This is a genomic window from Stieleria mannarensis (genome assembly GCF_014154935.1).
GTDB classification, from domain to species: domain Bacteria; phylum Planctomycetota; class Planctomycetia; order Pirellulales; family Pirellulaceae; genus Stieleria; species Stieleria mannarensis.
Genome location: NZ_JACEHH010000038.1, coordinates 1 through 12,059, shown reverse-complemented (window position 1 = coordinate 12,059; position 12,059 = coordinate 1). Strand labels below are relative to the sequence as shown.

Genomic DNA, 12,059 nt, shown 5'->3' with positions numbered 1-12,059 from the left:
AGTTGGCGTCCAACGCTTTTGCTCGATCACGACGCCACCGCAGGACTCCGATCATTCCTTCGCCCCACGTAAGCCCTGACAGGAGAGGCTGGACAAGCTCCGATTCTCGGTTGCCGAGGCGATTGCTTCATTCAACCGCTGCTTGAGCGCTTTCTGGACCGCGTGATGCTCCGGTCGGTCGGCGAGGTTTTCGCGCTCAATCCCGTCGCTTCCATAAGCGTACAACTCGCGATACGCCGCGTCTTCGTCGGTCGCGTTTACCGGTCGCCATTCGGTGTAGCGGTGGCTCTTGGTCCGAATCGTATAGCCCATGTAGCCGGCTTTGGGATATTGGCTGACGGCGATCTCCTGGCCCGGGGCGGCTGGGGCGCGGACGTTGGCGGCAAAGCTTTCCCCTTGCACACCGGCGTGAATCGGTAACCCCGCCAGTTCGCTGAGCGTCGGATGCAAATCGACCAGTTCGACCAGGGCGTCACAGCGTCGATCTTGCGGCAATCCGGGCCCACTGATGATCAACGGAACTCGCGTGTCCAATTCAAAATTTGTGTGCTTCGCCCAGGCCCCGAACTCGCCCAACTTGTAACCGTGGTCGGACCACAGAACGACCAGCGTGTTGTCGCGAATCCCCAACCCGTCCAGTTCATCCAGCAACCGACCGACCAAGGCATCGATGTAGCTGACACAGGCGGCATACCCGTGACGCAGATGACGCGTCCTTTCCGGGCTGACCAACCCCCGCGACCGGTCGACATATTGATTGACTTCGCCGGCGCCAGACTGGACCGCAAACTCGGGGGCACCGACCGGACGTTCGGGAACACTCACCGGCGGTATGGTGTCGGGGTCGTAAAGATCCCAATAGCGTCGGGGCGCGACAAAGGGCAGGTGCGGTTTCATGAAGCCGACCGCCAGAAAAAACGGCTCGGGTGCATCGTGTCTCGTTCGCAGTGCTCGCAGCGCCGCGACGGCGATTTGTCCGTCGCCGGGCAGGTCATCCGAGACATCCGGCGCTTCGGTCGCCAACCCCCGAACGAAGTGTCTGGTCCATTGGTCTGGATCACTGGGGTCTTTTGCGACGCCGGCCAGGAATTTGTCTCTGGATCGCTGAAAGATTTCCCGGGCGATGCGAACCCCTTCGTCACTGAAGTAATAGCGGGGACTGGATGCGAAACGCGGCGCGGACCACGACACCGGGTCTTGATAGCTGTTGCCGACGTATGCGGTTTCCCAAGCCCCGTGATAGATTTTGCCGAACGATTGCGTGAAGTAGCCGTGGTTCTTGAAATGCTGGGGCAGCGTGACAACGTCTGGCACCAATTTGCGAAACTGATTCGACTTTCCCTGAAACGCATCCGGCCGCAAACCGCTCAACAGACTTGCCCGTGACGGCATGCAAACGGCCCATTGGCAATAGGCTCGTTCAAACCGCACACCCTGGCGCGACAGCCGGTCGATATTGGGACTATGGATATAGTCCGCTCCGTAACATCCCAATTCGGGTCTCAGGTCATCGATCCCGATGAACAGGATGTTCGGTCGATCCACGTCCCGCGCGACCGCGATGGTCGTGAAGACGGCCAATGCAAGTGCCAGTGACGCTCGAATGATGGGACAGATCGTTGCTGACGTTCTCATGGTGATCACTTCACCCGCGTGATCTTGGAGAACTCCGATTTGGTGTTTTTGGCGTAGATGCCGACATAGTCGACACTTTCCAAATTGCTGGGCAATTGATGTTCGATCCGTGTCTCGTTGACCTTCAAGATCAACTTGCCGTGGTCCAAATCGATCGTCACGGTGGCATCAAACATGTCCGTGGGGGCAAAGTTACCCAGCTTGCTGGCGCCGATTTTGACGTTGGCCCAGCTGCCGTCAAACGCCCCGTGGCGGCCCATCCCGATCAACGTGCCGGCTTTGTGCAAGCGATCGTTCACCGGTTCCGCCCCAAAGCAGAAGCACGCGTTTTTCGTCACGTCGTCGATCACCGAGCGATATTGGATTCGAAAGGTCGCAGATTCCTGAACCGGAACGTCCAGCTTTTGCAGCGCAAACCCTTCGCTTTGGCCGCTGTCCAACAGGTAACCGAGCTCGCTGCGGGAAACCGTCGCGCCCTTGACCACGTCAAAGTCTCCGGTCTTGTCGGTGCCGTCGGACAACTTGGGGCCTTTCTTGCGTTTGCCGCCCTCGGGCTGGTTGACCCACCATTCTTTTGGCCCTTCGTTCTCGACGCCTTCCCAGACTTCCATGAACTTCGCTTTCATCTCCGCCAACTTTTCGGGCATCTCATCAGCCAAATCATTTTCTTCTTTCCAGTCCTTGGCGATTTGGTACAGCTGGAACCGCTCCAGTTTTTGATCGGCAACAATTTTCCAGTCGCCGATCCGCATCGCCGCGTGACTGGCCGGCGGAGCGATGTGGGTGCGCCAGAACAGCGGCACGGATCGCTCAAGTTCTTTGCCCTCGCAAGCCGGCAACAGATTCACGCCATCGATCGTGCGGTCACTCGGCACCGGCGCGCCGGCGATCTCCAGCACGGTGGTAAAGATGTCCGAACCGATGATGGGAACGTCGCTGACCGTGCCCGGCCGGATCTTTCCAGGCCATCGGACGATCCCCGGAACACGGATGCCGCCTTCGTGGCTGTCGCGCTTGCGACCACGCAAGCCTCCCGTGGAACCCCAGGTGCGGTTTTGTTGTGATTGTGGGTTCTTCAGGTTGCCTTTGCCAGATCCTTCCGGCCCGTTGTCGCTGGTGAAGATCACGAACGTGTTATCGCGCAATCCGAGTTCATCGACCGTCTTCATCAAGTTGCCGAACGCATGGTCCAGTTGAGTGACGTTGCCGTGGTGCTGGCGAATGCCGGGATTGTCGATCTCGCTGTACAGTTGCTGAAATTTCGGATCGCTTTCGATCGGCAGGTGCGGTTCATGTGTCCAAACGGTGATGAAAAACGGCCGGTTCGGATCGCGTTGTTGCTTCAACCACGACGACGCTTCTTCGGCAACCAGTGGAGCCGAAAAGCCTTCGAGCGGGCCGACCGCCTTTCGGTTGCGAACGAAGTTGATCGGATCCTTATGCGACGGCGAAGCGTTGTTCTGCGTCGCGAACCACCAGTCGTATCCGTGATCATCCGGTTGTGGTTGTTCGTCGCTATTGAAATACCCGTTCAAGTGCCACTTGCCGCTGTGCATCGTTTGATAACCCAGCGGACGCAGGGTCTCCGGGATCGTGATTTCACTCTCCCGCAAATGCGCCTCATTGCCCACCGGCAGCCAACGCCAAACGCCGTTTCGATAGGGCGTGCGGCCGGTTAAAATCGATGAACGGCTCGGCGAGCAAACTCCGCATGCGGCATAGGCTTGTGTGAAGCGCACCCCTTCGGACGCAAATCGATCCAGGTTGGGTGTCTGGATTTTCGGGTGCCCGTAGCATCCCAGGTCGCCCCAACCGAGGTCGTCGGCCAGGAAAACGATAACGTTCGGCGGGTCGGCGGCGTTACAGGGCGTCACAGACCAAGCATGCGTCAGCAACAGCAGCGGGGCGAGCAAGGCGGCGTGGAGGACCGGTTTCATTGTGGAATCCTGTGTCGTGTCGGATGGTCGGAGGTGGATTGCAGAAATGCGAAGAGATCGCGGACTTGAGCCTCTGACAGCGGTTGCAGGATTCCGTCGGGCATCAAGCTTTGTGTCAACTTGTGGATCCGCTCGATCTCCTCGCGCGGCACTCGCTGCACGTCGTCAATGGTCTGGATCGTCACGGTATGTTCGTCTTGCCGGGTGATACATCCGTTGATCACGCGGCCATCGGACAACAAGACCGCCGACTGCCGTAGGTCGGCGGGGACAATGCGACTGGGGTCGATGATGTTTTCCAGCAAGTAGCTTAAGTTGTCGCGATTGGATCCCGTCAAATCAGGTCCGACGGATTTACCTTCCCCAAACATTTTGTGGCAAGTGCCGCAGACCTTTGCGAACACCAATCGTCCGGCATCCAGATCGGCTTCGGCCAATCGTTCGGGTGTCAAGCGAGCACGGTACGACTCGATCAGCTGAACCTTTTCCTTGGGACTGGTTTGCACTGCCCCCCAAAGCTCTTCCAACTTCTCGGTCAATGCCTGGTCGCCATGCCCCGCGATGTTGCCGGCGGCCGCGGCAGAAATGTCGCTTCGATCGATCGTGCCTGCTTCGACGGCGGCAAGCAGCATCGCCGCGTAACTAGCACGTGAGGCCAATGTGCGGATGATCGCGGGGCGGTGCTCGTGTTTCGCGTTGCGGTAGTAGCTGAGTAACTGTTTCCCAATCTCAGGCTGCTCGTAGCGCGCCAAAGCCTGGATCGCCAAGGCTCCGACGACCCGGTCTGTTTTTAATTTCAACAACGTGGGTGACAATCCCTTCGGCTGACTGTCCAAGACAATCGCCAACGCGTCACGCCGCGCCGCCGGACCGGCGCCGGTGTCCTTGGCGATCAGCAGCAATTCGTCCACCGCTCGTCCGTCACCGAACACGACCGACAACTCACGCACGAGCTCCGTTACCGAAGCTTCGTTCATCCCTGCCCAAACCCTCGATGCTTCCTGCCAGTTCGCCGGCGGCGTGACGCGATTCCGACCTTTCAATGCCGCGGCCAGCCCGGATAGATAGTCCGACGCGTGCGCCGCGTCGGACGTTGAAGCCTGATCGATCAACGCGTCGACGATCAACGACTGGTGGTCGATCGACGAACTCAAACGACGTGCGACGTATTCCCGGAGCAACGGAATTTTCGTCGCCAACGCCAATCGGAGTGCTCGTTCCGGATCGCCCGTGATCGCCGGTTCGATTCCGTACCAAATCATCAGCGGTTGAACTCGATCGTTGGCATCTTCCGCAAATTGACTGAGATGAATGGCGATCGGCCAACGATCGGCAAGATCCAGCTGTTGCAGGGCCGACGCCAACGAGAGTCGTACCAAGCCGGAGGTTTCATGCTCGCTCAATTCGGCCAACTGTGTCGCGGTGTCGCCCCCGGGCTGACCGCGATCGACCAGCAATCGGACCGCCCAGCCACGGACGTGTTCGGAGGGATCGTGCAACTGCCGGGTCAACCAATCAGAATCCACCGCGTCGATGCTGTACAAGGCCCACATCGCGCGCAGTCGTCGCGTGACGTCGGGATTATCCGCAAAGATCGCACGCAACGCGTCCGCTGCTCGCGACAGATCTTCACCCGCCAGGTGGCGCTCCTGCAGCCGGCGCCGAGCATGTCGGACGAACCAGTCGTTGCGATGAAGCTGGTAGTGCACCAAATCCATGTCGGATGACTGACTTAGATCGGGACGTTGCCGCTGCGGTTCCCCGTAGGTGATCTTGTAAATCCGACCGCTCGTCCGATGCACACCGTCGCGGTCGTGGCATTCGCCCAGATCCGACCAATCGGTCAAAAAAACGCCACCGTCGGGGCCGTACTTTAATTCGACACCGCGAAACCACGGGTTGTTGGCAATCAGGAAATCGGGTTCGTGCTCGCCGACGTAGCTGTTGCCGCGGCGCACCAATCGGTCGACGTTCACCCGCCGCCCGTGCGTGTTGCACATCAGCATCCGTCCGCGGTACTGCGTCGGCCAATTGTCGCCCAGATAAATCATCCCACCGCAATGCGAATGGCCGCCGCCGTGGTCGTCATGACGCCCGTCGTACTGTTTGCGGTTCTTGTTGTCGGAATCGCCGACTCCGCCGGCGGTGTCCCAATGGAAGTGGTCCGCGGTGGGTTCGATCAATCCGTACAGATACGGATTGAAGTCCGCGCCGTGCATGCGTTCGTAGTGGGCGCCAGGAATCACATGCCACAAGTGATTGATCACGTTGTTGGTAAAAAACCATTGGCCGTGATCATCGTAATCCAGCCCCCAAGGATTCGTCGTGCCATGGGTGACGACTTGAAAGACATGCCGCTGGGGGTGAAACCGCCAAATCGAACAATTCAGCGGCGTTCGTTTGCCCGCTGGCGTATCAGGAGTGCCGACGTGGGAGGTGTCCGTGATGCCGTGCCGACCGTACAGCCATCCGTCGGGTCCCCAACGCAAACCGTTGACCATGTTGTGCCGCGCCAGCACGCTGAACCCTTCCAGCATGACTTGCGGCGGCCCGTCGGGGCGATCATCGTGATCGCGGTCGGGCAAGAATAACAAGTTCGGGGCACTGGTGACCCAAACGCCGCCGAAGCCGAGCGTCAACCCGGTCAATCGTTGGCCTTGGTCCCAAAAGATCTTCCGCCGGTCGAATCGTCCGTCACCATCGGTGTCATCAAAGATCAAAATACGATCACGCTTTTGCAAGTCGTACTCGCTGCCTTCGTAGGTGTAACATTCTGCGACCCACAATCGACCACGATCATCGATCTCCATCGCGATCGGCTGATGAACATCGGGTTCACCGGCAAACAACGTGACGCCAAAACCGGCGGGGACCTCGATCCGATCGGCAGCCTCGGATGCCGATGGAGGGTGTTCGCCTGCGGCTTGCGTGTTGATCGCGTGCGGGGTGTCAATTCGTTGCGCAATTGTGGATTGAGCGATACACAGCCCCAATAGAAATAAACAGGCTACGCGGATCATAAAAGAATTTCGGTTTTTCCGGGAATTGAGTGGCATCCATCCAGGGTAGGGATATCGCGTCAATCGCGAACGACGATCTCTTTGAACTGAACCGTCATGGGTTTGCCGGATCTCAATTGCAATCCGAGCATTCCCTTCAAATCAAGGTGGGCTTCTTCTTCGTCGATCAACTGTGACGCCGTTTGGCCGTTGATTCGCAGCGTGATTTGAGTGCCTTTGGCGATGATGTGGTATTCGTTCCACTCGGGCCAGAGGTTCATTTTAACCAGGGGCCCAATGTCGGTGGCGGTTCGATTGCCGCTCTTGTCGATCACTGATTTCTTTCCGTTGGCGCTCAACAATTCCGGGCCGTCACGATGATGCATCTCGTCGCAAACCCCGCCCAGATACGGACCGCTGTTGTAAATGTCGGCTTGGTATCCGACGGCCAACCCATCGGGGCGAAAGACGCTGCGGAACTGGACGCCGGAATTGCAACCGTTGCCTTGAACGCGGAACTTCAGTTTCAACTCAAAATCCGACAACTCGCCTCCCTGCCAGACCAGAAACTTGTTCTTCGTGCAAGGGTTCTCCGCGGTCGATTCACCCGTAAGGGCGCCGTCGCGAACAGACCAGTAACTCATGTCGACGCACGACCAACCGGTCAGCGTCGTGCCGTTAAAAATGGGGCGAAATCCATCGCCATCGGCCGGCCCAAAATACCCGCCGCCGGAAGGTGATTGGGCAGCCAGTAGCGTCGCGACCGGGACAAACAAGGCGAATAGAACGCAGGATTTCATCTCAAGGAACCTTTGGGGAATCGCAAATGACCTGGGCGGCAATGCAGGGCGCCAGGCCCCGCGATGTGAGACAGGCTTCCGGCCTGTCCATTCAGCAGCCGAAACCAGTTTAACTCGAGGCCGCCGCGGAAGGTTGCGGTACCGTGCCCGTCCCTACGCCGCCAAGTCGCACGCCCAGCAGCGCCGCGGGCACGTACAAAACAATGTCCACCACCGCAAACCAGATCGGGGCCGGAAGCATCATCAACATGCTGATGCCGCCGCACATCCACAGGATCCCGAGTATGCCAGCGGCGATGTACCAGGCTCGTTTTGCAACCAACCCGCACACCAGACCGCTGACAAAGCTGCCACCGGCATGGGCCGCCAGCACGATCAGTAATGCCCCGGTCGGCATCCCGTTGGTTTCGACATGGGTCCGGAACGCTTCGAAATCGTTCGGGTCAATCCCATCGGGCAAGGGGTACACGACGTGGGAAACACTGACCAGGGCCATGTTGAAGATGCTGCCGGCGATCAGGCCCGCGACGATGGCGACGACGTTGCGAATCATGTTTCACCACCTGTTGGCTGTTGCAGCACGTTGTGGGCCTCAGCCGTCCAGGTATTGCTTCAAACTGGTTTGCAGCAAGTACGTCCAGCCGTCTTGGCAGCTCTCACGCGTGAATTCGGGAATGTCATCGGGGAACGATTCGACGCCTTCATTCGTCACCCGCAGCTTCGATCCTTCGGCCTCCTCAAAAACTTCGAAGGTCACTTTGCCCGTGCCTGGAAATCCTTCGTAGCGCCAATCGTAGACAATCTTCTGCTCCGGGACGACTTCGGTGATTCTCCACTGATGCCGAAAGACTCGGCTGCCGGCGTCGATATCGAACTGGGTTTCGAAGCCGGACTCGGCGCGGAATTCGGGAATGTTCTCAAAGAACCACTCAACCATTTGCTCCCGCTCGGTGATGGCCTTCCAGACCGATTCTCGGGACGCGTCAAACGATTGCTCGACGACAACCGGGACTGAAGAATCATTCATGCTTTCAACTCCATGCTGGACAACGAACGCGGCACCCAATGATACACACCCTGGGCCGCGTTTGCGCGCACACCCTAAAACGCGGCGTCGCTCCTCCCCAAAAACGTCCGCTACAATGGCATGGCGTTTGCGGCCGATTTCACGAGCAGTAACGAATCCAATTCTTCCACCTCGGGAGCCCTGATCATGTCCGATCACGTCTACAAGAAGATTGAAATTGTTGGTTCATCGACGAAGTCGATCGAAGATGCCGTCGAGAACGCGGTCGCACGCGCCGCCAAAAGTGTGCATGGCATGCGCTGGTTCGAAGTCGCTGAAACGCGCGGCAACATCAGCGACGGAAAGATCGAGCATTGGCAGGTGACGGTCAAGATCGGATTTACACTTGATGAATCCCAGTGATCGCAGACGCGACCGATCGCGTCTTGTCCGATGACGTGGGCTGCCATGGGAGACGTCGACGGTATGCGTGACGGATTTGTTCGTAGCGGAAGTCGCCAAGACTTTCGTGTTCCGGAGGCAGAAGCGACTCTGCTAGCGCGGGCCCTCTCTGGCGTTTGCTTGCTGCGCAAACGCCGTCTCTCCCAGAGGGAGAGAATCTGGATGTGGCCCAAAGTTGCACTCAACCAATCGCCGTCCCGAGTGGGATCGCACTGGCCTAGATGCGAGACCGCCCTAGATGCGAGACCGCCCGAGCACGGCTGCTTCGTGCCAACGGCGATTCACCGACAAAGCTGGTAGTTCGCGTCGGTCCAGCACTTCGGCAATGATTCGCCGGAGGGGAAGATGAGGTCCGATTTGGCGAACCGAGCTTCATCTTGCTCCTCTTCGCCGGCCTGGATCCGCCCGGTGACCTCTGCTTCCAAGGGGCTTTCAAGCTGGTCGGCTTGCGTGACCCGGATCAGGTGACCTGACTTTTTTTCTTTGACAAACATCGGATTTCCCCCTTAGACCGCGAGTGGCTCACCGGACGCTTTCCAGGCTGCCGCACCACCTTCGTAGTCCGCAACATTGAACCCGGCTTCTTCGAGTTCTTTCGCGGCCTTGGTTGATGAGTCACAGTCGGCGCTGGCACAGTAGACCACGACCAGTTTTTGCTTGGACCCCGCGGCGTCCAAGACCTTGCCGGTGAAATTGTCTTGGCTCAGGGGAATATTGATCGAGTCGGGGATCTGCGTCTGCCCGAAATGATTCGCATCAAGCGTGTTAACGAGCAAGAAATCTTTGCCTTCCGCTTTCAGCGTTTTTAGTCGTTCTGTGGTCACCGTTTTCATCGTCCTAATCCTTAAAAAAGCTCCGAGGAAGTCGTTGATTCGAGGCTTGCAAAAACGATCGGATGAGGTGCAAGTTGCATTCCACGTCCACCGATTCTGTGCTGAGGATGCCGAGTTGATTCTGTGCGAGCGTTTGTCACTCGCCGGGCGCGTCATTTGCAGCCGAGATTGACATCTTTTTCACACGACGAATCGCAGCTGAGCGCGAGGGGGATTTTGATGTCAACGGCAATGCAACGCGACACTTCACACCTGGAGCAAATTTGTCAACAAGTCCGTCGGTGGATCGTCCGCTGCACGTCCGAGGCGGGATCGGGGCATCCGACGTCCTCGTTATCGGCGGTTGAGTTGATGGTGGACCTGGTCTTTGGCGGGGCTTTCCGGTTCAACCTCGACCAGCCCGATCATCCTGCCAACGATCGATTGATCTTTTCCAAGGGGCATGCGTCACCTCTCTTTTACGCGTTGTGGGCTGCCGCCGGAAAAATTGATCCCAATGATTTGTTGAGCTATCGCGAGTTCGGCAGTCGGCTGGAAGGCCACCCGACTGCGCGGTTTTCGCTCACCGAGGCCGCTACGGGATCACTCGGCCAAGGCCTGTCGATCGGGCTCGGCATGGCGATGGCCGCACGCTACCTGGACAAATCTCCCAGCCGCACCTTTGTACTCCTGGGCGACAGCGAGATGGCCGAAGGGGCGCAGTGGGAAGCGATCCAGATCGGCTCGCATTACAAGCTGGACAATCTGGTCGGAATCCTGGATGTCAATCGATTGGGCCAGCGCGGTGCGACGATGCATGGACACGACCTGGATGCCTACCGAAAGCGGATCGAGGCGTTCGGCTGGCGGTGCGTTCTGATCGACGACGGCCACGACAACGACCAAATCTTGCGTGCCTTTGACGAATTGAACGCCGATCATGGGAACTCCGATCGGCCGACGATGTTCATCGCACGCACGATCAAGGGTCAAGGGATCTCATCCTTGGAGGACGAAGGCGGGCACCATGGCAAGCCCGTCGATGAAGACGACGTCGATCAAATCCTGGCCGGTTTCGGAACGGCGAACGAGCAGATCCGTGGGACGATCGCGCCGCCGAACTTGTATCAGCCGGATCCGCCCGCGTCCCGGCAAGCCGAACGCATCGATTACAAAATCGACGACAACGTTGCGACACGAGACGCCTATGGGAATGCGTTGTCGCGATTGGCGGCGAAGTTTCCGCGGATGGTCGCACTGGACGGCGAAGTCTGTAATTCGACGCGCACAAAACGGTTCCGTGACGAGTTTCCCGCACGCTTCTTCGAGATGTTTGTTGCCGAACAGAATATGGTCGGAGTGGCCACGGGAATGGCGTTGCGCGGCAAGACGCCCTTTGTTTCCACCTTTGCCGCCTTCCTGACGCGGGCCTTCGACCAAATCCGAATGTGCCCCTACTCGGATGCCGCCGTCAAATTCGTCGGCTCACACTGCGGCGTTTCGATCGGCCAAGACGGCCCCTCACAAATGGGGCTCGAAGACATCGCCATGTTTCGAACGATTCAAAACGGCGTCGTGCTCTACCCCTGCGACGCCGTCTCGACCGAAGCCCTCGTCGATGCCATGGCCGAGCATGAAGGCATCGCTTACCTGCGAACCACACGTGGCAAAACCCCGGTGATCTATGGTAACGACGAATCGTTTTGCATCGGCGGCAGCAAGGTGCTCCGCCACAGCGACGACGACCAAGTCACCTTGATCGGGGCAGGGATCACGTTGCATGAGTGTTTGACCGCGGAAGCCACGCTGGCTGACCGAGGAGTCTGCGCGCGGGTGATCGACTTGTACAGCATCAAACCCCTGGACCATGCCACCATCCGGCGGGCGGCCGACGAAACAAACGTCATCTTCACTGTCGAGGATCATTTCCCCGAAGGCGGACTCGGCGAAGCGATTCTAACTAGCCTTTCCGATCATTCGACGCCGGTCAATTGCCTGGCCGTTCGCAAGCGACCGATCAGCGGGTCGCCCGAAGACCTACTCGAATTCGAAGGAATCTCGGCGTCGAGCATCGTTGATTCCGTCGAGCGATGGTGTTCCAGGACGCGTCTGTAGAGCCATTGTCTCAATTGCTCCCCGGCCGCCCCGGCGGCGCGTGTTGATCTTCTGTCCGCTACGCTGCCAGTGCGAACAGCTGGGACAGCGGTTCTACACTGCGATTGTAGAGCCATTGTCTCAATTGCTCCCCGGCCGCCCCGGCGGCGCGTGTTAACCCTCTGTCCGCTACGCGGCCAGTGCGAACAGCTGGGACAGCGGTTCTACACTGCGTCTGTAGAGCCATTGTCTCAATTGCTCCCCGGCCGCCCCGGCGGCGCGTGTTAATCCTCTGTCCGCTGCGCGGCCAGTGC

10 protein-coding genes are annotated in these 12,059 nt (G+C 58.6%); 2 read left to right on the top strand and 8 right to left on the bottom strand.

Annotated elements, in window-relative coordinates; genetic code table 11:
- Positions 1-51: 51 nt before the first annotated feature.
- The 6 genes from H1B37_RS22885 to H1B37_RS22860 all read right to left on the bottom strand — a co-directional run bounded on the left by H1B37_RS22885 (position 52) and on the right by H1B37_RS22860 (position 8,398).
- A complete protein-coding gene (locus H1B37_RS22885; RefSeq protein WP_182869148.1) occupies positions 52-1,635 on the bottom strand; it encodes a sulfatase in 1,584 nt (527 codons plus the stop codon).
- Positions 1,636-1,640: 5 nt separating this feature from the next.
- A complete protein-coding gene (locus tag H1B37_RS22880) occupies positions 1,641-3,572 on the bottom strand; it encodes a sulfatase-like hydrolase/transferase (protein WP_182869146.1) in 1,932 nt (643 codons plus the stop codon).
- Positions 3,569-6,592: a PVC-type heme-binding CxxCH protein gene (locus tag H1B37_RS22875; protein ID WP_182869144.1), complete on the bottom strand. Its 3,024-nt coding sequence runs from the start codon at positions 6,590-6,592 to the stop codon at positions 3,569-3,571. The genes H1B37_RS22880 and H1B37_RS22875 overlap by 4 nt, the downstream gene beginning before the upstream one ends.
- 59 nt (positions 6,593-6,651) lie before the next feature.
- Positions 6,652-7,371: a 3-keto-disaccharide hydrolase gene (locus H1B37_RS22870; protein WP_182869142.1), complete on the bottom strand. Its 720-nt coding sequence runs from the start codon at positions 7,369-7,371 to the stop codon at positions 6,652-6,654.
- A 109-nt stretch (positions 7,372-7,480) separates the two neighbouring features.
- Positions 7,481-7,924 carry a hypothetical protein gene (locus H1B37_RS22865; RefSeq protein WP_182869140.1) on the bottom strand — a complete coding sequence of 148 codons (444 nt, stop codon included), beginning with the start codon at positions 7,922-7,924 and terminating at the stop codon, positions 7,481-7,483.
- 39 nt (positions 7,925-7,963) lie between these two features.
- On the bottom strand, positions 7,964-8,398 hold the full coding sequence (locus H1B37_RS22860) for an SRPBCC family protein (protein ID WP_182869138.1): 435 nt from the start codon (positions 8,396-8,398) through the stop codon (positions 7,964-7,966).
- 186 nt (positions 8,399-8,584) lie between these two features.
- Here H1B37_RS22860 and H1B37_RS22855 point away from each other — a divergent pair, with 186 nt between their 5' ends.
- The gene (locus tag H1B37_RS22855; RefSeq protein WP_182869136.1) at positions 8,585-8,800 is read left to right on the top strand and encodes a dodecin; all 216 of its coding nucleotides are present in this window, start codon (positions 8,585-8,587) and stop codon (positions 8,798-8,800) included.
- A gap of 320 nt (positions 8,801-9,120) precedes the next feature.
- Here the strand turns inward: H1B37_RS22855 and H1B37_RS22850 are convergent, their stop codons facing one another.
- Complete coding sequence (locus H1B37_RS22850) at positions 9,121-9,333, bottom strand: acetyltransferase (protein ID WP_182869134.1); 213 nt, start codon at positions 9,331-9,333, stop codon at positions 9,121-9,123.
- Positions 9,334-9,345: 12 nt separating this feature from the next.
- Positions 9,346-9,672, bottom strand: a complete 327-nt coding sequence (locus H1B37_RS22845) for a rhodanese-like domain-containing protein (protein WP_182869132.1) — start codon at positions 9,670-9,672, stop codon at positions 9,346-9,348.
- 219 nt (positions 9,673-9,891) lie between these two features.
- On the opposite strand from H1B37_RS22845, the gene H1B37_RS22840 reads away from it, so the two are divergent.
- The gene (locus tag H1B37_RS22840) at positions 9,892-11,766 is read left to right on the top strand and encodes a transketolase (protein ID WP_220498331.1); all 1,875 of its coding nucleotides are present in this window, start codon (positions 9,892-9,894) and stop codon (positions 11,764-11,766) included.
- Positions 11,767-12,059: the final 293 nt, after the last annotated feature.